Below are 20,075 nucleotides of genomic sequence, written 5' to 3'. Positions count from 1 at the left end.
AGTATTGAATATAAAGCACTGGACGTGAAACGTTCGGTGCTTTTTTATTTCTTAGATTAAAATTCCGAGTTCAGTAGGCTAAGCGACCCTATTGAGCTTTTGTAAGAAAGGGTGATAGTATCCGCATTTACCGATAACTTAAGAGGCATTCCTTTGACTCCATTATTAGCGCGTGATGTTCATCTATTTGATCTTGACAATACGCTATACCACCCTAAAAATGCCATCTTAGAGCAAATTGCACCTAGAATGCGTAATTTCATTAGCCATGAACTAAGTATTTCCATTGAAGACTCTAATACGCTGTGTGACGATTATTATCAACGTTATGGCGGTACCATTAGAGGTATTCAACTGCATTATCCAAGTGTCGACCTGAATAAATTTTCTGAGTTCTCTCATCAGGTTAATCTAGATAACGTTGAAAAAGCAACCAAGCTGAAAGACGCATTACATGCCTTTAAAAAATCACGTTATGTCTTTACCAACTCGCCACTGCCTTATGCGACAAGAGTATTAAAACACATTGATTTATATGACTGCTTTGATGGTATTTTTAGTGTCGAGCAGACCGGCTATAAAATGAAACCGGATCCGCATGCCTTTAATACGATTTGCCAACACTTTGGTTTTGAAGCGTCGGATGCTGCGTTTTATGACGATCAAGTATCAAATATCGCGACAGCAAAAAAATTAGGGATGCGTACTGTTCTGGTAAATCGAAGTGACATTGATAAACACGATGCCTGTTATAAAACCGAAGACCTACCTAGTTTTGTTGCATCGTTAATAAAGTAATGATACCAATATGGCTAAACAGCGGATCAATTCCTCTGGTTAAAATAGCTTATTTCTGCGTTGTAAGTTTCGTAAAGAGAACAAAAATTTACGTCAACTTCCGCTTTGAATTAAGCTATTTTTCCTGCACAAAATTCCTTAATGTAATGGCTATAAAACTATTTTATTAAACGGTTTTTAACTGCAACGTTTGCAGCTGTTTTAGCGCTGTAAAGGTCATCTTGACTGGAATAGCCACGAAATACAGTGAAGCAATGACCACCATAATAGGATCGGCATACACGGCATAAGCACTATACGCCGTCAGCGTTAAACCTTTAGCTAATAAAAAGCCAACCAACACAGCACCGCTGATGATGGCATCCATCACCCACTGTTTGGATTCTGCATCCACCAGTGGTGAGTTTATTTTAGCGGCACCTCGTTTCATGACAAGGTATGACAGGGTACAACCGACGACATTGACGACAGCAAATATTAACGCGATATTAGCATCAACCTCTTGGCCTCCAGAAAACAGCGCAACCAGCGCAGAATATAATGAGAATAGACACATTAACGTAATCACTGCGCCTTTAAATGCAATCACTGCATTTTCCACAAAAGCGGGGTTTGCTGTATTAGTTGGACGATTTATATAAGCCGCAGCAGCCAGTGAAACTAAGGTTAGCGCTAAACTAAAAAAGGAATAAGCGCCGTCGAATAAAATCACTAATGATCCCATCCACCAGCCTAGGCTTATTCCGGTAAGAGCAAAAAGTAATGCGATTAAGCTTGAAAATAGAAGTAAATGACGCTCTTTTTTGATGCGTACTGACTGGGTGACCATTGGTAAAACTCTTTAACTATAAATGAATGAGGGGATAGAATAACCAAGATGACGCTATTTCACTAGTCCCTCAGCGTTGATTAATTCGTCGCTAGATTGTGTTGGCTAGAGTATCATAAATAGTGTTCAATCGATAATAGGGGCTGTAATGAATATAAATCAAATTGAGATGCTGCTATGTACCCTAAATACAGGGTCTATTGCGGCGGCGGCACGCCAGATGGGTAAAAGTCGAACGACTTTAAGTTCGGCATTATCGGCGCTCGAAGATGAGTTGGGTGTTAAATTGTTTGATCGCAGCGGTAATCGAATTTCTGCTACCTCAATTGGTGAAGCGATTGCCGATGATTGCCAGCGTTTAGTTGCATTGAAAAATGATATACATACAAAATGTGCACAGCATTTGGAAGATATTGATATGACGCTTCGTATTGTTCGCGATGATGCCTTGCCGGAGCAATTTTGGCGAACTTTACTCTATAAGCTTAACCAGCGTTTTCCGAGTACTAACTTATCAATTTATATTGCGCCATCCCCAGAACTTGAGACGATGGTTGAGCAAAATACGGTTGATGTTGCATATGGGTTATTGCCCACTTACAACGATGCCAAAAGGACGCAACAGCAAGAGTTAGGGAAAATTAGAATGATGTGTGTTGCACATGCAGAGCACCCATTGAATAAACTCAAGAAGGTACATAATACCGATCTTGAATTATATACTCAGATCACCTTGGCATTTATCGATAAAGCTAATTTAACGAGCACGCCATCACTCTCAAGTAACTTCATCGCGTTAACCTTTTACGAACATATCCGTGATGCAGTGATTGATAAAGCAGGCTGGTCTTATGTCCCTTGGTTGTTAATCAAGGAGCCATTACTTGCAGGTTTATTGGGGGTGGTGAAGTATAACCGTGCAATGCATTGGTTACCCTATGGTGAATTGGTTAAAACTGAAAATGCGCAAAGTGTCATTATTAAGTGGATTTCAGCGGAAGTTGAGCAATATTTATTATCAGTTAGCGTATAAGGCTATTAGCAGCAGGTATTATAATCGCGCATACCTGCTGCTAATTCATTATTTCAGTTATCAAGAAACCTTGAGTTCATTGTTACTGATCGCGTCATACTGTTCAGCTTTATTCAACATAATACTGATCAACTTAGCAGCAATCAGTGCTACGCCGATCATTACTACTGCCATGATAGTTAACATTTGGAAGTATTCACCATATACGTGTTGTGCTATCTGTTGTGTTAAAACTTGTCCTTTTTCAAGGGCGATATGTGTTGATAATGCGGCACCCAAAATACCGCTGAGTGCGATTGCCACAGAAAACAGACTCACTGAAAAGTTTTCGATATGCTGAGGTGCAACGGATAATATAAAAGCAACCACCATTGAGCCGACAATGACTTCAGCAAGCGCTTGGAAAAAGTGTACCGCAAGGAAGACTTCAGGTCTTATCGCCACATCAGCCCCGACGTTAGAAACGAAAAAGGTTAAAATCCCAAATGCGATTGCTGTCAGTACAAAAGCCGCTGATACTTTAATCGCTGTTGATAGATGGATCCCTTTTTTCTCGAGAGTTGAAAAAGCAAGGGCAACTAATGGTCCTCCAAGCATACACCACAGTGGATTCATCGCCATTGCCGCTTCAGGTTGCAGAGGGATAAAGCCAAACAAGCTACCCTTAAGCGTGTTGAGTGCAACGATGTTCATCGAGGTCATCATTTGACCGTAATAAACAAAAAAGCAGGTGGTTAAAAATGTCATTATTAAAATGGTGCCCATTCTCAGCTTTTCAGCTGGATCTACTTTGAACATTAAGGAAATAAAGTAGCCGATTGCAAGCAAGCCGATGGCATAAACAATATTTTGACCGATATCCATATTAGAGAACATGAAAAAAACCAGCGCAACCATGATGAAAGAGACAATCGCAAAAATAAACCAACTTTTTGCTGATACTGTTTTTTGATCGATCGATTTTCCAAGTGCTGAAAAAGGTTTTTGTAGTATCACTAATAAAAATAACGCCACTGCAGCCATCACTGCTGACAGGATAAACCCACCAGTAAATCCAATGTACAGTACCAGTATCGGGAAAAAATATTGTCCTGCAAAAGCGCCAATATTGTTTACGGAATAATTGATTGGGTAACCTTTTTCAAACTCTTTTTGAGATGAAAATGTGCGCTTGTATAGGCTAGGATAAGAGGGGGACATTAAACCGCGTCCATAACTTGCTAATGCAAGACCTGCCATTGCGGTAGGAACATGCATCGTTGTTGCACCGGCAATGAGCAATGCATAGCCTGCTACAAATGCAACATAACTGATAGTGAGTGAACGGTAAGCGCCGAGTATCTTATCAGCGATAAAACCACCCGCTATTGCAAACAGCGGCCCGATTGCTGCAAAAGCACCAACAACCATCATGGTGTCGGATTCACCGTAGTTTAAATCTTCTAAAAAAAATCGCGTAAGGCTAACCAGCACACCATAGAATGATAAGCCAAATAACATTTGGCAGAGCATCATCGACTTATTAAGTTTGTTCCACATATATTCAAGCTCTCGATATTTATGTTTCGTTACATATACTTAGGTTGTACTTGTAGCGGGGGATGGAAAAGCAGTTATTTCTATTTAGCTAACTGCTATTAAGTACTGTGGAATTTAGCAAGAGTTGCTGTAATCACTAACTCTTCAAGTGAGGATTCAGTCCTACAAAGTGCGCCGCAGGGTAAAACCTTGTTGTTATTTTTGTTCATCATGATGGGCTTAATGAGTTGTTATGGTTAACTAAAGATGGATTTATGACGATAAATTAGGCGTTGTCTTAATGGTTTTATTCATGCGCTTGTGAGATTATATTGACCTATCAAACTTAAAATAAAATAGAGGTGTAAAATACCATGAAATTAATCGCTTCAGATTACGACAAAACCTTCCATAGGCATGATGCGCAAGATTTACAAATTAACCTCAATGCGGTAGATACATGGAGAGAAAATGGCAATATGTTTGCGATTAGTACTGGTCGTGATGTTGCCAGCATGATGCATGAAAAAAAGGTAAGAAATATCGATTACGACTATCTTGTTGCGCTTAATGGCTCTTTAGTTGTGGATGCTGCTAATAATGTTTTGTTTAAAAAAACGTTCGAAGATAAGTTAGCGAGGGATCTTGTTGATATGTTAAAACTATCGATGGGTGATGAATTGATTGTCTCTAATGGTTTTGATGGCTGTAATCAGACTAATAGAACCGCTAGTCTGACTAATGATGTTGCACGAGAAATTTTTGAGAGAAATTCAAAGATATACTCAAAGAGCATCGAAACGGCACTTGATAACGAGGTGTTATTGATTGGGTGTTGGAGTGATAACTTTGAAATGGCGGTAATGCTAAGGGAGGAGATTCTTAGTAAGTATGGCACACAAGTAGAGGTGTTTTTGAATTTAAATTATATCAATATTGTGCCTAAAGGTATTAGCAAAGCCAGCGGAGTGGAGGTTGTTGTTAAACATATAGGCATCGATGAACAAGCTGTCGCGGTGATTGGTGATGATCTTAATGATATCCCGATGTTAGAAAGGTTTAATGGTTATGCGGTAAACAATGCACGACCAGAAGCCAAAGCAGTTGCTTTAAAGGTATATGACAGTGTCGCTGAGTTAATCCAAAGGATGAGTTAAACCGTAAACCAACTCGGTGGTTTGCGTTTAGTCCATTTTGCAAATTTAGCTTTGTCACCGAGATAGAAGTTTCTATACGCCTTGACCGGATCACCTTTGACTTTATATTGATCCGGCATCGCTTGAGGAAATGGCGTTAATCCTATTGCTGGATATTGATATTCATTAAGTTGTTCAAGTACTGCGATCGATTTATGGTCAGATTGTTTTTGGTAGCGATACTTATATTCAATGTTGAGCTCAATGGTTAACGCTTTAAGCCATAAAAAATTATCATAGGATTGTTCAACCCACAATACTGATGGATGATTGATATGGGTTGATTTATAGGGGGTGGTAAAGCCTTTTTTATTCAAGGCTGTACAAAGTAATTGTACACTTTCTAAAATCATTTTAACGACATGCTGATCGCAATGAGATTGCGCACATTGTTTAATCTCGTTCTCTAGTACAAAAATATTCATTAATTGCTCACCTTTGTTAATTAAGTCATCACAGTTATCAATTAAATACGAGATAAGTTTGGATAAGATCAATTTAAGTGGTCAGTTAATCGCTTTTCTTGTTGGTATTTAGCTTCTCCAGAACAAATTGAATAAATGTTTTTAGTTTTTCGGAAGGGTAGATCAGTTGTGGGTAAAGCAAGTAGATACTCTGACCATCAATATATTCCTTTTCTAATACTTTTTGTAGCGTTTCCTGTTGTAGCTCTCTTTCAACATAATAATCTGCAACGCGAATGATCCCTTTTCCTGCAAGTGCTTGCTGCTTGAGTAAGTAATGATCATTCAACGTTAACCATCCGTTCACTGTCGCATCACCGGATTGCAAAGGCCAGCACGGAGGCTCCTGTGCTGATAAGCAATGGTGGGTATTCAGGGCTTTAATATTTTTAGGGCTACCATATTGTGCTAAATATTCAGGCGAAGCGCATAAACAGTGTTGATAGGCAAATAATTCTTTGGCAACCATATTTTGAGGTGGGTTTAAGGTGGCACGAAAGGCCAAATCAAAGTCGTCTTGATTTAAGTCGTAATTGATATAACTCGAATCAATGATGAAATCTATTTGCGGATAGTGTGTTCTAAAATCATCACAGATAGTTAAGAGAAATCGTTCGGTAAACATTTTAGGCGCAGTGATCCTTAAGCTACCAGAGAGGCCGTTATGCTGCTGATGAATATTGCGTTCTAAACCTAGCATTGTTGCTTTTATTTTTTTTCCTTGGGTGAGTATTTTCTCTCCTTCGGGCGTCAAACGTACGCTACGTGTCGTGCGTATTAACAACGGACATTTTAGCTCTTGTTCCAATTTTTTTATCTGCTCAGACAAATAACCTCTAGATATTGATAGGTTTTGTGCTGCTTTGGTAAAACTGAGTTGTTGAGCGATTTCTACAAATAACATTAAACATTCAATTTTTTTATGTTGCTGCATAGGTGACATCCGATCATAAATGGCTGTCTTTATTGTACTTCATAGCTAAAATAAAGCTCTATTGTTTTTTGTAGCAAATAATGAATTCATTATTGTGCTCTTTTGTTTTGTCTTTCAGCCATTAAACTAAACAATTATTAATCGTCGAAACATAACAGTTAGGTTGAGTAAAAATATGCAAACAAAGCAATGCAACATACCATTAAATGAATATTTTCCAAACATGAGTACCTTAGCATACGGTTGTATGGGGCTTGGCGGTGGGTGGGATAATAACCCAGTGACACGTGAAAATATTAACCAAGCACACCAAGTGGTTGATACCGCATTAGAAGTGGGCATTAATCTCTTTGACCATGCTGATATATATACCTTGGGTAAAGCTGAAAAAGCGTTTGGAAACGTATTAGCAGAGCGCCCTGAACTACGTGAGAAAATGATTATTCAATCGAAGTGTGGTATCCGTTTTGCTGATAATGAGGGGCCTAAGCGTTATGATTTTTCTGCGCAGTGGGTGAGTCGCTCAGTTGATAATATCTTGGAACGCTTACAGACTGAATACCTAGATATTTTTATGCTGCATCGACCTGATCCGCTGATGGAGTTGGATGAGATTGCTGATACCTTGTCGGTGCTGAAAAGTAGCGGGAAAGTGCGTCACTTTGGTGTGTCTAATATGAACCAGCATCAAATATCCTACCTACAGTCGGCACTCGATACACCAATTGTTGTCAATCAGATTGAGATTAGCTTGGCTAAATTAGATTGGTTAGAAGAGGGGATAATGACCGGCAATGCAGATGGGCGTGATATTAACTTTACTGCAGGGTCATTAGAGTACTGTCGTAAAAAGGGGATTCAACTACAGTCATGGGGCAGCCTTTCTCAAGGTTTATTTTCAGGTCGAGATGTATCGCATCATCCACAGCATATTCAACAAACAGCAGAGTTAGTCAGAGAATTAGCGTATAAATATAATGTTGCCAGCGAAGCGATTGTATTAGCATGGTTAATGCGCCACCCTGCGAAAATCCAACCTGTTATTGGCAGCACGCACCTCGACAGAATTAAGGCCTGTGCACAAGCCCCATTAGTGACATTGAGCAGAGAAGATTGGTATAATTTATATGCCTCTTCTCGCGGGCAAGAGATGCCATAGCCATTTAAAAAACGTTATTACACTTTGCCAAATAGGACAGAGTGTAATAAATGACTCCCCTTTACTTCTAAATCTCCTTTACTCCTAAAGTAAGCGTAGCTAACGATAAAATCCATTATTTTGCATTTATTACTTTTAAAATAATAAAAATTCAATAAGGTGTGCATTCAAATAACAGTAATAATTTATAAGGAGCAGAGCATTATGCAGTTAAAAGATCATGTCTATTTAATGGCGGACTATAACCAGTGGATGAATCAAAAAGTATATGAAATAGTGGGGACACTTTCGCCAGAGCAATTACATGAAGATAAAGGGGCTTTTTTTGGTTCAATATTTGCGACATTAAATCACCTTTGTGTCGGTGATACCCTGTGGCTAAAACGTTTTTCACCGGTGTTAAAAGATTTTCCGGATTTTGCGCCAATCATGGCACTAGAAATGGCTGCATCACTGGAACAGTTTATTGCCAATAATTTTAATGATCTAAAAGATCGCCGCCAGTTATTAGATGAAACGCTATTAGAACTAACCACCTTGTTAACCGATGAACAACTGTTGCAACCTATTAGCTACCAAAATAGTAAAGGTGTCGCCGCAAATAAAACCCTATTTAATTTGTTGATGCACCTGTTTAATCATCAGACACATCATCGCGGACAGGTAACCACGCTGCTGAGCCAGTCAGGATTAGATGTGGGAATTACAGATTTAGTGTTTATACAGCCAAATGTGCAACCTTAAATACGCAGAATAAACACCGCTATTACGCTGATAGGGCAGAAATGCCTGAATTTATAGGATAAACTAATCGACTTTAAAAATTAACGGATTGATTTTATATGTTTTATTTGTTGTCGGTGACCTTACTTTGGGCATTTTCATTTAGTTTAATTGGTGTTTATTTAGCGGGTCAGGTTGATGCATGGTTTAGCGTCTTGTTACGTATTGTGTTAGCCACGATGGTGTTTTTACCTTTTTTGAGTTTTAAACAAACCCCACGTGCAGTGGCAGTTAAACTTATGTTGATTGGTGCTGTGCAGCTAGGGTTAATGTATAGCTTTTATTATCACTCTTTCTTACACCTATCAGTCCCTGAAGTGTTACTGTTTACCGTCATGACACCTATTTATATAACCCTATTTAATGACGCACTTGATCGACGTTTTAATTCAAAATTCTTTATTGTTGCCATTCTGGCGGTATTTGGTGCAGTGGCTATTCGCTATGAACGCATTGATAGCGACTTTGTGATCGGTTTATTATTAGTACAAGCGGCTAATATCTGTTTTGCCACGGGTCAAGTTGCCTATAAGCGTCTAATGATACAGAGTAAGTTGGATCATAAAGTGGTCTTTGGTTGGTTCTTTATTGGCGCACTTTGTGTTGCTATTATCTGTTATTTTTTATTTGGCGACAGCAATAAACTGCCTACCACCTCTACCCAATGGGGTGTGCTGATCTATTTAGGCACCATTGCATCTGGCATAGGTTATTTTGCCTGGAATAAAGGGGCAACCTTGGTTGATGTTGGTACGTTGGCGGTGATGAATAACTTGCTTATTCCCGCGGGTATTTTAGTGAATGTGATCATCTGGAATCAAGATGCTGATTTACTCAGATTGGGTATTGGTGCCGCTATCATTTTCGCTGCATTATTGGTGAATCAATTTATCAATAATGCGAGCAATGTTGCTGCCAAAAAATGATTTTTGATGTTGCCAACTTAATAAATGTTTATTATTAAGACTCTCAATAATAAGTTGCAGCAGTAATATTTTTGAAGAATAAGTTTACAGGGAATGTTTGATGGTACATAAAAAACAGCAAGGCTTTACGCTCATTGAGCTTGTAATTGTCATTATCATTTTGGGTATTCTTGCTGCGATAGCTGCTCCAAAATTTTTAAACCTTCGTAGTAGCGCCGTTTCAGCTAGCGTACAAGGTGTTGAAGCGGCATTAAGTAGTGCGATGACATTGGCTATCGCCCGCATTGAAATAGATAACGCAGAGAGCAGTGTTGAATACTTAGATCAAACTATTTCATTAACTGCTGGCATGCCCGATGCAAGTGCTGGAAGCCTTCGCGCCTTGTTGGAGATCGATGTGCCTTCATCATGGACGCGCAACTGGGAAACCGTTGCTTGTGATGAGCCTGAATTTTGTATTCTAGGTAATATGTATGTTGGTAAGCCTGGGTATGTAACGGTTCCTAACTTTCCTCTAAGTTCAAATGGTGGTTTAGATAGAGTGTCCTACATTTGGCCTAACGGCTATACCTTAAATTCCAATGGTTGCTATGCATTTTATATAAATGAAGCATCCAAAGAAATTTACCACACTGGCTCAATTACTGACGGCTGTTAGCTTTTTTAGGAACATTGATTATATTTAATAGCAACATTATTTATAACCAGTGAGGGTAATATGTTTCTAACGCGATTAATTTATGTCAGTACGATCACCGATAAATTTGGCACAACTTCACTTGAAGATATCCTTAAGGTAGGGCGGGTAAACAATACTAAAAATGGCATTACGGGCATGCTCTGTTTCAAAGATGAATACTTTATTCAATGCTTAGAAGGTTCGCGAGATGCAATTAACCAAACTTACAATAAAATTCTCACTGACGAGAGGCACTCAAATGTTGTGATGCTTGAATACACACCGATAGATGTGCGTGACTTCAATGATTGGTGTATGGGGTATATTCCAACCTCACAATTTACTGACCCATTGATCTTGAAATTTTCCACATCATTGCCGTTTAATCCTTACCAACTATCAGGCATCGGAGCCCATCAGTTATTGCTTGAATTTAAGAAAAATTTCACTTCATTTTAAACTGCAATAGGGTGTTTGAAACATTGCTTCGCTAATGTTTTTAATGCTTTATTGTAAAAGTGCAATCAACCATTCGGTTAACGCAATAATAATAAAAATTAGTAACCCCTCACCAATTGCGATACCTAATAAAATTTGTTTGTAGGACATCCCAGACAAGCGTGCAATGTAGACGATAATATCGGTAAAGACGAGCGGGAAAAAAGCCCAGCCAGTTATTGCAGCCATCCCCGACGAGTTGATTTTTTCCTGTGCGCGTTTTAATGTTTTACTCGGTAAAGCCTGTATTTTTTTGTGCATATCGAGGTGGTCAACAGCCAGACACACCAAATAAGCAGAACAACAGGTCGCCACTAAAGTGACACTGAACATAACCCAATAATCAATAGAGCTCGCCATCATAATAATCACTGGCATAGTCGGGATAAACAGTAATCCTCTTATTGAAATAAGTAGTGCGTAAGCCGATAAAATATACCAATAATAGGCTTCTATCGCATCTTGTAGTTCACTCACACTATAGTTACTGGTCAGCCAGCGCATCCCCAAAATAGCAAGAGCAACAAGGGTTATCCAAATAACTATTTTTAGTATTCGCATATTCACTTGTGCCTTATTTTACGGGGTGGGCATTGGCTGATGAATTGCGGGTTATTACATTGTTTTGATCCTTTACAGCGGATGCCCTTTACCGTCCAGGTAACATCAATCGTTCTGTGTTTACCAAAAATGGTAAAGAAGCAGGGGGCAGGGTAATCATGGACCACAAACATATGCGCAAAAAAAGTGTCTTTTTTACTGGTACTCGGCAGTGTTGTTCGTAATAGGTCAAACATTGCTTGATCATCTTTCAGGGCGTCAGAGGCTTCAAGCCATTCTGTGGCAAACTCGGTTTTGTTTTGTACTTTATAATCGATGAACTTGTTTTTAGGTAATAGATCCAGGCCACTGTTTAGCGTGGATTTGAAAATAGTAGGGGTATAGAGGATACAAACGAGAGTCAGTGAAAGAGAGATAAGCAGTGCGAGAATCACTTTCATTAGGGTTTTAACATATTTGTTGGCCCATATTGCCATTAGCCGATGTTGTATTTGCATTAACAATCCTCATAATTATTTATTGAGGAATATTATCGCTTTAAGGTTAAAAGGGCTATTAATTGGCGGGTATTTAGAGAAAACTGCGGGATAGGTTGCTATTGAACGGAGATGTATTTTGAACCAAATAGCAGAACAGAGAAAGGGCATCGTCCATTGCCCTGTCTCTTTATTAAAACAACAACTTAAAAATTGGCGATTATTTTTTTACGCTGTTTATTTACAATACAAAAATTACCACGTTTAGTACGGCACTTTGAGCAGGTTTCACATTCAGCAGGAGCGCGATCTCCCTCTTTCCAGCGCTTGATTAAATGCGGTTCTGATAATAAAGGTCTCGATAGAGCGAAATATTGAATATTGGTATTATCTGCAATTTCTTCAATGGCGTTAATATCCGTTAAGCCACCCACGGTGATGATCGGTAGCTCAAGTTCATCACTAATCACTTTTCCATATTCACGAAAATAGCCCTCTGGTTGAATGCAATGACCGTCAAATGAATCGCTAATCATATTATTGGCTTTACCATGAATATTGCCAGAGATGATGATCGCATCAACGCCAATCGCTTCTAATTTCTTACAGATAATACGCGTTTCACTAAACGTTAGTCCTCCCTCAAAAAAATCAGAGGCAGTTAATTTAACCAGTATTGGATAATCATCGCCAACTAAGGCTCTAACCGCAGCATATATCTCGATTAAGAAACGCATGCGGTTTTCTAAACTACCACCGTATTCGTCTTGTCTTTGATTATAATAAGGGCTTAAGAACTGGTTGATTAAATAACTATGCGCAGCGTGTATTTCAACGCAGTCAAATCCAGATTTTTGTGCTCTGAGGCTAGCCTGTGCGAAAGCGTCGACGATATAATTTATCTCATCGAGTGTCATCGCTTTACCTAATGTCTGTGTGCCTATTTCGCAGACTTCACTGGGCGCGTATATCACCCTTTCACCGAGGTTATAAGTTGTTTTAGTTCCACCATAAGCAAGTTGCATTGCTATTTTTGCGCCGTTGTCATGTACCAACTTAGTGAGTTTTTGATACCCTTCGATAAAGGAATCGTTGTACATCCCCATCATGCCTGCATTAGGTTTCTCTTCCTGCACAATATTGGCATAGCCGGTAACAATAAGCCCGATCTCTCCTTGAGCAAGTTCTTTGTAAATAGCGTATAGCTTGTCGGTCATATGGCCATCTTCTGTCGCCATATTTTCCCAGGTAGCACTGCGAATAAACCTATTTTTTAATACCATATTGCCAATACGGGTTTGTGTAAACAAAGTGCTCAAATTCAATCCTATCTCATTAGTGTTATTTTTGAACGGCATTATAGAGCAGGTTGGTTGGACTTTGTATATATAAAGTACAGTGAATGACGACAATAGATATTATTGGAGAAAAGATTTTCTGTAAAATAGTTGCGGAACACAGAGTAAATATTCGCATTCTATCAAGTAATTAAAATTGTAAGTAATGCGATTCAACGGATTGCAATAGCGCTTACCATCTGTTAGCTTGTTGATTGTTTAATCTGTCGTTTATGTAAATTTAAGGTTTTGCTGTTGGTGACATAAATTTCATTTTCAAGGTGCCTCTTTGCAGCTAGAAATAAGGTTTTAATTTTTATGAAAAATCGATGATACCAACACTAACCAAAAAACGACGATGACGAAATTATAAAAAATTGCATATTAAGGATGATTATGAAAAAAATATTAACTATGACAGCAACAGCTGTTTCATTGGCGCTTTGCTCACTCGTTGCGAACGCTGCCGACTTCAAACCTGCCATTGCTTATGATTCTGCTGGTAAATTCGACAAATCTTTTGGCCAAGCAGTGCATGAAAACGGTGCGCTTAAATTTATGGAGCAATCGGATGTTGATGTTCGTGAACTTGTTCCTGCAAGTGATGCTCAACGTGAGCAAGCATTAAACCGTTTAGCACGTAAAGGCTTTAGCCCAATCGTTGTTGTTGGATTTATGTATGGTAGTGCCTTAGAAAAAGTAGCGAAACAATACCCTGATAGCCAATTTGTTATTATTGATGGCGTGGTAGACCTGCCGAACGTTAAATCTATCCTTTTTAAAGAGCATGAAGGCTCATTCCTAGTCGGCGCCTTAGCGGCAATGAAATCTAAAACTAATAAAGTGGGGTTTGTTGGTGGTATGGATATTCCACTGATTCGTAAGTTTGCTTGTGGTTATGAGCAAGGCGCTAAGTTTATTAATAAAGATGCTGAAGTCTACCAAAACATGACCGGTTCTACGAATGCGGCATGGGCTGATCCTGCGCGTGGCGCGGAACTTGCAAAAAGCCAATTTAGTAAAGGTGCTGATGTGGTATTTGCTGCTGCTGGTGGTACTGGTAATGGTGTTTATCAAGCTGCATTTGATGAAGGTAAATTTGCAATTGGTGTTGACTCGAATCAAAACCATCTTCATCCAGGGACAATGTTAACCTCTATGGTTAAGCGCGTTGGTGTTGCAACGGTGGAAACCTTTAAAGCTGCTGAACAAGGCCAATTTACAGCGGGCATTCAAGTGCTTGGCTTGAAAGAGTCTGCCGTTGGTTGGGCATTAGATGATAATAACCGTGCTTTAGTAACCCCTGAAATGGAAGCTAAAGTTGCGGCCATCCAAGCTCAAATCATTGCTGGCGAGATAAAAGTACATGATTACACTAGTGATAGTACGTGTAACTACTAATCAATAGCGGCCAATAATAGAAAAGCTCTTTTACTTTTACGGTAAAGGGGCTTTTTTAGTTAGACTTTTTAATTGCTAAGGTTTGAACACCCTGACCGCGCAATAGAGAACAGTAATCTATGTCCCGACTTCCTAATGAAAAACAGATAGCTTTAGAGCTATGCGGCATCGATAAAAAATTCGGTGCAGTACATGCAAACAGTAATATTGATCTGCAAGTCCCTGCAGGTACTATCCATGGCATTATCGGTGAAAATGGTGCGGGTAAATCCACGCTGATGAATATCATCTATGGATTCTATACCGCAGACAGTGGTGAAATTAAAATTTCAGGTACCACACGAAAATTAAATAGCTCAAAAGAAGCAATAAGTTACGGTATTGGAATGGTGCATCAACACTTTATGTTGGTGGATAATTTTAGCGTCTTAGAAAACGTTATTTTAGGTGCTGAAAGTGGTGGGTTGTTACAACCTAGTCTTAAAAAAGCACGCACTGAATTAGAGCGTTTAGCGAAAGAGTACCAGTTAGATGTGCCGTTAGATGCTCTGATTGAAGACCTTCCCGTTGGCCTACAGCAGCGTGTCGAAATCTTAAAAGCACTGTATCGTGGTGCAAAAATTCTTATCCTTGACGAACCCACCGGTGTATTAACTCCGCAAGAAACAGATCACTTATTTAAAATATTTGATGCTTTGCGCGAGCAGGGCGTGACGATTTTATTGATCACTCATAAATTACGCGAAATTTTAGCTGCAACAGATAATGTCTCTGTTATGCGCCAAGGTGCCATGGTTGCGCATCGTAAAACCAGTGAAACTGATAAAGAAGAGCTTGCTGAATTGATGGTCGGGCGTAAGGTCCGATTGAAAGTAAATAAAGGTGATACCAAAACTGAGCAAGTATTGTTATCAACAACGGATTTAACCTATCTCGATGAGATGGGCGTGGAGCGCTTGAAAAAAGTGTCGATGTCGATTAAAGCGGGAGAAGTGGTTGGTATTGCTGGTGTCTCTGGTAATGGGCAGTCAGAATTAATGAGTACACTCTCTGGTTTAATATCACCTAGTAGTGGTCATATTAATATCGGTGATAAGCAGATTGATGCACAGCATCCGAGCTCAGCGGATGAAGTACGTCAGTTAGGTGTCGGTCATATCCCTGAAGATCGTTTGGTGATGGGGCTAATAAAATCTTTTACCGCTGAAGAGTCTGCTATTTTAGGCTATCAAAATTCTGCTATCTATAACGGGGTCGTACTTAATAAACCCAAGATGATTAATCAAGAGTGTGTACGCCTGATGGAAGAGTGGGATGTACGTCCACGCGACCCTAAACTGCGTAGTTCACTTTTTTCTGGTGGTAATCAGCAAAAATTAATTATTGCCCGTGAAGTTGATAAGAACCCAGATCTTCTGCTGATTGGACAACCCACCCGAGGTGTTGATATTGGTGCAATTGAACTTATCCATAAACGTATTGTTGAATTAAGAGATAAAGGCAAAGGTATATTATTGGTGTCGGTTGAGTTAGATGAGATTCTGGCGTTATCGGATCGCATTATTGTTATGTTTGATGGCAAGGTTGTTGGCGAAGTGAGTGCTGAGCAAGCGAATGAAAAAGTATTAGGCATGATGATGGCTAATATTATGCCCGATCACCTTAAATCTTCGACACAAGTTAATCAAGGAGAGCAACTGTGAACGACTCTAAAATACCGGCATGGGCAAATATGATTGTATTGCCTCTGCTTAATATTCTGTTTGCTTTTGCATTCGCAGCTATTATTTTTATCGCCGTGGACGTTAATCCTATTGAAGCCGCTAAAGTGATGATAAACGGTTCGCTAGGTTATCAAGAGGGCATAGGTTATACCCTTTATTATGCGACTAACTTTATCTTTACCGGTCTTGCAGTCGCAGTCGCGTTTTCTGCGGGGCTATTTAATATTGGTGGTGAAGGGCAAGCGTATATTGGTGGGTTGGGTGTAGGTCTTGCTTGTTTAGGGCTTGATCATGTGTTGCCATTTTGGGCAATTCTACCGATTACTATGTTTGCTAGTTTACTGTTTGGTGCTGCATGGGCATTTATTCCGGCTTATTTGCAGGCTTATCGTGGCAGCCATATTGTTATCACAACGATTATGTTTAACTTTATTGCTTCATCGTTGATGGTTTATTTGATGGTAAATGTACTTAAACTCGATGGGCAAATGGCACCTGTTTCACGGATTTTTGAGTCCAATGCTGTGATGCCGATGTTCCATGAAATAGCTGGTTGGTTTGGGTTAAGCTTTTCACAATCACCGATGAACCTTAGCTTTATTATTGCACTATTCTGCTGTGTCTTAGTGTGGATCTTATTGTGGCGTACTCGTTGGGGTTATGCGATTCGAGCAATGGGGGCAAGCCCTAGTGCCGCTGAGTATGGTGGCATTAATCATAAACGATTGATAATTATTGTTATGCTAATTTCTGGTGCATTATCGGGCATGTTAAGCCTGAATGAAGTACAGGGGTATAGTCAGCAATTGAAATTAGATTTTGTGGCAGGTTATGGTTTTACCGGTATTGCGGTGTGTTTAATTGGGCGTAATCACCCAGTGGGCATTATCCTCGCGAGTGTCTTGTTTGGCATACTATATCAAGGTGGTGCTGAGCTCTCCTTTGATTTCCCAAATATTGATCGTGAAATGATTCAAGTTGTCCAAGGGCTAGTGGTTTTATTCAGTGGCGCACTCTCGTTTATGCTAGTGAAACCGGCAGAGCGTTTGTTTGTTTACCTAGATGAAAAGAAACAATCACGTATTACATCAGCAGCGGAGACTTAAATTATGTTTGAGAGTTTAATTTTAATACTCGACGCCACGTTAAGGGTTTCTGCACCGCTTATTCTTGCGGCATTAGCGGGATTATTTTCAGAGCGTTCAGGCATTGTAAATATTGCCTTGGAAGGGAAAATTTTAGCGGGTGCTTTTGCTGCAGCGGCGACGGCGGCGGCGACAGGATCAGTTTGGCTTGGTTTGCTTGCTGCGATGGCAACGGCTATCGCATTATCGATGCTGCACGGTTTTGCATGTATTACCCATCGAGGTGATCAAATCGTTTCCGGTGTTGCGATCAATATGCTCGCTGCGGGATTAACCGTGACATTAGGGCGTTACTGGTTTGGTTTAGGTGGACAAACACCAGCTTTATCGGAAAATGCACGCTTTAGCTCAATCACCTTGCCGGGTGCGGATGCGCTAGCAGAAGTGCCTGTGATTGGTTTGCTGTATAGCGAACTTATCTCTGGACACAATATTTTGGTTTATCTTGCGCTATTGATGGTACCAATTTGCTGGTGGATTATCTTTAAAACGCGTTTTGGCTTGCGCTTACGTGCGGCGGGTGAAAACCCACATGCGGTTGATACTGCGGGTATCTCCGTTGCTTGGCTTCGCTATCGAGCACTTATTTGTGCCGGTATATTAACCGGGCTTGCTGGTGCTTATTTGTCAACGGCACACAGTGCGGGTTTTGTACCCAATATGAGTGCAGGTAAAGGTTATATTGCCTTAGCGGCGCTTATTTTTGGTAAATGGAAACCTGTCCCTGTGTTATTTGGTTGTCTGTTATTTGGCTTTTTAGATGCAATTGCCATTCGTCTGCAGGGCGCTGAATTACCGATTGTGGGTGAAATTCCTGTACAAGCGATCGAAGTTTTACCTTACATTCTGACGGTATTATTGTTAGCGGGTTTTATTGGTCGCGCAGTAGGGCCAAAAGCGGTGGGGGTTCCTTATATCAAGTCGCGTTAACCCCTTTATAAGCAGATAACCATTGCATCTAGCAGTGGTTATCTGTTTAATCATCAATAAAATATCGAAACTGTTGTTGCTAAACGTAAGCTGTCTTGAATACACTTTAGTATCTGTGTTACTTGTTCTTGTGACACTTCTTTATATTGCTACATTTACCCTTATATACATAATCTTCAAGGAACAAAGATGCCATTAGCGAGTGTTTTGCGGTTAATATTATTAGCCTCAATTTGGGGCGGCTCATTTTTGTTTATGCGCTTAACCGCGAATAGTTTGGGGCCTGCCGTGCTCATTGAGGGCAGGGTATTAGCCGCTGCTTTATGCTTATTATTGATTAGTTTGTTTCTGCGCCGTCAGTTACGATTCACCTCACATATTAAGCACTACTTTATAATTGGTGCGTTTAACACTGCACTGCCATTTTTGATGTTTGCTTATGCCGCGCAAACGTTAAATGCTTCTACGCTGGCGATTTTAAACTCAACCGCGCCGCTGTTTGCCGCATTGATAGCAAGCTTATGGCAAAAAGAGAGATTAAAAGTAAAAGCGGGGTTGGGGCTATTTATCGGTATGGTTGGCGTTACCGTTTTAGTTGGTCAGCAGGCTTTAGCGCTTGGGGAACAGGGAATATGGGCCATTATTGCCTGTTTATTTGCAGCTGCCATGTATGGATTTTCAGCAAATTATACAAAAGTGGCACCTGCAGTTGCGCCCTTTGAAAATGCACATGGGAGTATGTGGGCTGCGGTGATTGTGGTTTTGCCATTGTTACCCTTTATGCCAATTCGCGATCCTATTACCGTCCCGATTAGCTTATCGGTGTTAACACTGGGTATTGTCTGTACTGGGTTCGCGTATCTTCTGTATTTTAAATTAGTCAAAGATGATGGTCCTGCTTCAGCACTGTCTGTAACATTTTTAGTGCCGTTATTTGGTATCTTGTGGGGGCGTCTATTTCTAGGAGAAGAGATTGGGATTAATACTTTGTTAGGTGCTTTATTGGTGATTACGGGGACTATTTTGGTCACCGGCTTTTCATTCAAAAGATTACTAGCAAAAGGTGGATGATCTTGCGTGTAAAATGACACAAAGATCTCCCACCTTATTACAGTTTTAATTACTTTAGAACAACATCGATACGAGAAGTCTGTTGGGCAATTGAGAAGTCAATTAGCTCAACCATTTTCTCTTGTATTATCACTAAGTTTCTCGATTCTACTGCTGCTGCTAATGGTCCATTGAGAGACAGGCCATAACTGAGATAACCTTCTCGCGTCGGTATAGACATAGACATTGGAATGCCTTGTGCAACGCCGCCGCCAATTAATTCGATAGCACGATCAGTGGTTAATACTGTTTTAGGGTCGCGTATTGGCTGAAAAATGATGCCATTTTCATCTGAACGCAATAATATACCAGAGCGATCCGGTCGCCAACTTTCATCGAGTTGTGCCATGAAACGCCATGCACAATACCACGCTTGACAGACAGAGGGGCGTTGCTGATAAATTTTACAGCCACCCGCTGCCATTAAGTTTGTACAAACTTGGTCTGCAGGTTTTTTAAACTGTTCATCATCAATAAGCAGTACCACACAACACGCAGTACACTCTCCACATTCTCGTCCTGACACTAAATGTGATTCGTTATCTTCACTCAATACTTTTACCTACACCAAGAA

General features: G+C 40.0%; 21 protein-coding genes. 13 read left to right on the top strand and 8 right to left on the bottom strand.

Annotated elements, in window-relative coordinates; genetic code table 11:
- Window positions 1-153 precede the first annotated feature (153 nt).
- A complete protein-coding gene (locus tag QQK09_RS16170) occupies window positions 154-798 on the top strand; it encodes a pyrimidine 5'-nucleotidase (protein WP_284205199.1) in 645 nt (214 codons plus the stop codon).
- 166 nt (window positions 799-964) lie between these two features.
- Here QQK09_RS16170 and QQK09_RS16165 read toward each other — a convergent pair whose 3' ends face one another.
- Entirely contained in the window at window positions 965-1,627 is a 663-nt protein-coding gene (locus QQK09_RS16165; RefSeq protein ID WP_284205198.1) for a cation efflux transmembrane domain-containing protein, read from the bottom strand.
- A gap of 148 nt (window positions 1,628-1,775) precedes the next feature.
- On the opposite strand from QQK09_RS16165, the gene QQK09_RS16160 reads away from it, so the two are divergent.
- Window positions 1,776-2,660 carry a LysR family transcriptional regulator gene (locus QQK09_RS16160; protein ID WP_284205197.1) on the top strand — a complete coding sequence of 295 codons (885 nt, stop codon included), beginning with the start codon at window positions 1,776-1,778 and terminating at the stop codon, window positions 2,658-2,660.
- 60 nt (window positions 2,661-2,720) lie between these two features.
- Here the strand turns inward: QQK09_RS16160 and QQK09_RS16155 are convergent, their stop codons facing one another.
- Window positions 2,721-4,199 carry a peptide MFS transporter gene (locus tag QQK09_RS16155; protein WP_284205196.1) on the bottom strand — a complete coding sequence of 493 codons (1,479 nt, stop codon included), beginning with the start codon at window positions 4,197-4,199 and terminating at the stop codon, window positions 2,721-2,723.
- Between the two features lie 353 nt (window positions 4,200-4,552).
- Between QQK09_RS16155 and QQK09_RS16150 the strand changes: the two genes are divergently transcribed.
- Window positions 4,553-5,335 (top strand): HAD family hydrolase, encoded by a 783-nt coding sequence (locus QQK09_RS16150; RefSeq protein ID WP_284205195.1) that lies wholly within the window; start codon window positions 4,553-4,555, stop codon window positions 5,333-5,335.
- Here the strand turns inward: QQK09_RS16150 and QQK09_RS16145 are convergent.
- Window positions 5,332-5,799 (bottom strand): pyrimidine dimer DNA glycosylase/endonuclease V, encoded by a 468-nt coding sequence (locus QQK09_RS16145; RefSeq protein ID WP_284205194.1) that lies wholly within the window; start codon window positions 5,797-5,799, stop codon window positions 5,332-5,334. The two genes, QQK09_RS16150 and QQK09_RS16145, sit on opposite strands and share 4 nt — an antisense overlap.
- An 85-nt stretch (window positions 5,800-5,884) precedes the next feature.
- Window positions 5,885-6,772, bottom strand: coding sequence for a LysR family transcriptional regulator (locus QQK09_RS16140; protein WP_284205193.1), 888 nt, complete (start codon window positions 6,770-6,772; stop codon window positions 5,885-5,887).
- A gap of 175 nt (window positions 6,773-6,947) precedes the next feature.
- Here QQK09_RS16140 and QQK09_RS16135 point away from each other — a divergent pair, with 175 nt between their 5' ends.
- From QQK09_RS16135 to QQK09_RS16115, 5 genes are all read left to right on the top strand, one after another.
- Window positions 6,948-7,931: an aldo/keto reductase gene (locus QQK09_RS16135; RefSeq protein ID WP_284205192.1), complete on the top strand. Its 984-nt coding sequence runs from the start codon at window positions 6,948-6,950 to the stop codon at window positions 7,929-7,931.
- Between the two features lie 204 nt (window positions 7,932-8,135).
- Window positions 8,136-8,675 (top strand): DinB family protein, encoded by a 540-nt coding sequence (locus tag QQK09_RS16130; RefSeq protein ID WP_284205191.1) that lies wholly within the window; start codon window positions 8,136-8,138, stop codon window positions 8,673-8,675.
- Window positions 8,676-8,773: 98 nt separating this feature from the next.
- Entirely contained in the window at window positions 8,774-9,640 is an 867-nt protein-coding gene (locus tag QQK09_RS16125; RefSeq protein WP_284205190.1) for a carboxylate/amino acid/amine transporter, read from the top strand.
- Between the two features lie 100 nt (window positions 9,641-9,740).
- Window positions 9,741-10,298 (top strand): prepilin-type N-terminal cleavage/methylation domain-containing protein, encoded by a 558-nt coding sequence (locus QQK09_RS16120; RefSeq protein WP_284205189.1) that lies wholly within the window; start codon window positions 9,741-9,743, stop codon window positions 10,296-10,298.
- A gap of 60 nt (window positions 10,299-10,358) precedes the next feature.
- Window positions 10,359-10,778 carry a BLUF domain-containing protein gene (locus QQK09_RS16115; protein ID WP_284205188.1) on the top strand — a complete coding sequence of 140 codons (420 nt, stop codon included), beginning with the start codon at window positions 10,359-10,361 and terminating at the stop codon, window positions 10,776-10,778.
- Window positions 10,779-10,826: 48 nt separating this feature from the next.
- On the opposite strand, the gene QQK09_RS16110 is transcribed toward QQK09_RS16115, so the two are convergent.
- The 3 genes from QQK09_RS16110 to QQK09_RS16100 form a co-directional block, all read right to left on the bottom strand.
- Window positions 10,827-11,378, bottom strand: a complete 552-nt coding sequence (locus QQK09_RS16110) for a VTT domain-containing protein (RefSeq protein WP_284205187.1) — start codon at window positions 11,376-11,378, stop codon at window positions 10,827-10,829.
- A 2-nt stretch (window positions 11,379-11,380) separates the two neighbouring features.
- Window positions 11,381-11,875, bottom strand: coding sequence for a hypothetical protein (locus QQK09_RS16105; protein ID WP_284205186.1), 495 nt, complete (start codon window positions 11,873-11,875; stop codon window positions 11,381-11,383).
- Window positions 11,876-12,060: 185 nt separating this feature from the next.
- A complete protein-coding gene (locus QQK09_RS16100; RefSeq protein ID WP_284205185.1) occupies window positions 12,061-13,173 on the bottom strand; it encodes an NADH:flavin oxidoreductase in 1,113 nt (370 codons plus the stop codon).
- 414 nt (window positions 13,174-13,587) lie between these two features.
- Between QQK09_RS16100 and QQK09_RS16095 the strand changes: the two genes are divergently transcribed.
- The 5 genes from QQK09_RS16095 (at window position 13,588) to QQK09_RS16075 (ending at window position 19,462) form a co-directional block, all read left to right on the top strand.
- On the top strand, window positions 13,588-14,592 hold the full coding sequence (locus QQK09_RS16095; protein ID WP_284205184.1) for a BMP family lipoprotein: 1,005 nt from the start codon (window positions 13,588-13,590) through the stop codon (window positions 14,590-14,592).
- A 119-nt stretch (window positions 14,593-14,711) separates the two neighbouring features.
- Complete coding sequence (locus tag QQK09_RS16090) at window positions 14,712-16,295, top strand: ABC transporter ATP-binding protein (RefSeq protein WP_284205183.1); 1,584 nt, start codon at window positions 14,712-14,714, stop codon at window positions 16,293-16,295.
- Entirely contained in the window at window positions 16,292-17,422 is a 1,131-nt protein-coding gene (locus QQK09_RS16085; protein WP_284205182.1) for an ABC transporter permease, read from the top strand. Before QQK09_RS16090 ends, QQK09_RS16085 begins: the two co-directional genes overlap by 4 nt.
- A gap of 3 nt (window positions 17,423-17,425) precedes the next feature.
- The gene (locus QQK09_RS16080; protein WP_284205181.1) at window positions 17,426-18,391 is read left to right on the top strand and encodes an ABC transporter permease; all 966 of its coding nucleotides are present in this window, start codon (window positions 17,426-17,428) and stop codon (window positions 18,389-18,391) included.
- 189 nt (window positions 18,392-18,580) lie between these two features.
- The gene (locus QQK09_RS16075) at window positions 18,581-19,462 is read left to right on the top strand and encodes a DMT family transporter (protein ID WP_284205180.1); all 882 of its coding nucleotides are present in this window, start codon (window positions 18,581-18,583) and stop codon (window positions 19,460-19,462) included.
- Window positions 19,463-19,511: 49 nt separating this feature from the next.
- Here the strand turns inward: QQK09_RS16075 and QQK09_RS16070 are convergent, their stop codons facing one another.
- Window positions 19,512-20,054 carry a hypothetical protein gene (locus tag QQK09_RS16070; RefSeq protein ID WP_284205179.1) on the bottom strand — a complete coding sequence of 181 codons (543 nt, stop codon included), beginning with the start codon at window positions 20,052-20,054 and terminating at the stop codon, window positions 19,512-19,514.
- Window positions 20,055-20,075: the final 21 nt, after the last annotated feature.

It is taken from the genome of Psychromonas marina (assembly GCF_030161115.1).
Classification (GTDB): Bacteria; Pseudomonadota; Gammaproteobacteria; order Enterobacterales; family Psychromonadaceae; genus Psychromonas; species Psychromonas marina.
Note: the sequence above shows the minus strand (reverse complement) of the source record. Positions and strands in the feature narration are given on the sequence as shown.

What these genes read in the sequence shown, in the direction of transcription:
- QQK09_RS16105 (WP_284205186.1), bottom strand. Translation starts at nt 11,875, where the DNA reads ATGCAAATACAACATCGGCTAATGGCAATATGGGCCAACAAATATGTT.
- QQK09_RS16160 (WP_284205197.1), top strand. Translation starts at nt 1,776, where the DNA reads ATGAATATAAATCAAATTGAGATGCTGCTATGTACCCTAAATACAGGG.
- QQK09_RS16150 (WP_284205195.1), top strand. Translation starts at nt 4,553, where the DNA reads ATGAAATTAATCGCTTCAGATTACGACAAAACCTTCCATAGGCATGAT.
- QQK09_RS16140 (WP_284205193.1), bottom strand. Translation starts at nt 6,772, where the DNA reads ATGCAGCAACATAAAAAAATTGAATGTTTAATGTTATTTGTAGAAATC.
- QQK09_RS16165 (WP_284205198.1), bottom strand. Translation starts at nt 1,627, where the DNA reads ATGGTCACCCAGTCAGTACGCATCAAAAAAGAGCGTCATTTACTTCTA.
- QQK09_RS16115 (WP_284205188.1), top strand. Translation starts at nt 10,359, where the DNA reads ATGTTTCTAACGCGATTAATTTATGTCAGTACGATCACCGATAAATTT.
- QQK09_RS16135 (WP_284205192.1), top strand. Translation starts at nt 6,948, where the DNA reads ATGCAAACAAAGCAATGCAACATACCATTAAATGAATATTTTCCAAAC.
- QQK09_RS16090 (WP_284205183.1), top strand. Translation starts at nt 14,712, where the DNA reads ATGTCCCGACTTCCTAATGAAAAACAGATAGCTTTAGAGCTATGCGGC.
- QQK09_RS16080 (WP_284205181.1), top strand. Translation starts at nt 17,426, where the DNA reads ATGTTTGAGAGTTTAATTTTAATACTCGACGCCACGTTAAGGGTTTCT.
- QQK09_RS16145 (WP_284205194.1), bottom strand. Translation starts at nt 5,799, where the DNA reads ATGAATATTTTTGTACTAGAGAACGAGATTAAACAATGTGCGCAATCT.
- QQK09_RS16120 (WP_284205189.1), top strand. Translation starts at nt 9,741, where the DNA reads ATGGTACATAAAAAACAGCAAGGCTTTACGCTCATTGAGCTTGTAATT.
- QQK09_RS16125 (WP_284205190.1), top strand. Translation starts at nt 8,774, where the DNA reads ATGTTTTATTTGTTGTCGGTGACCTTACTTTGGGCATTTTCATTTAGT.
- QQK09_RS16155 (WP_284205196.1), bottom strand. Translation starts at nt 4,199, where the DNA reads ATGTGGAACAAACTTAATAAGTCGATGATGCTCTGCCAAATGTTATTT.
- QQK09_RS16095 (WP_284205184.1), top strand. Translation starts at nt 13,588, where the DNA reads ATGAAAAAAATATTAACTATGACAGCAACAGCTGTTTCATTGGCGCTT.
- QQK09_RS16075 (WP_284205180.1), top strand. Translation starts at nt 18,581, where the DNA reads ATGCCATTAGCGAGTGTTTTGCGGTTAATATTATTAGCCTCAATTTGG.
- QQK09_RS16130 (WP_284205191.1), top strand. Translation starts at nt 8,136, where the DNA reads ATGCAGTTAAAAGATCATGTCTATTTAATGGCGGACTATAACCAGTGG.
- QQK09_RS16110 (WP_284205187.1), bottom strand. Translation starts at nt 11,378, where the DNA reads ATGCGAATACTAAAAATAGTTATTTGGATAACCCTTGTTGCTCTTGCT.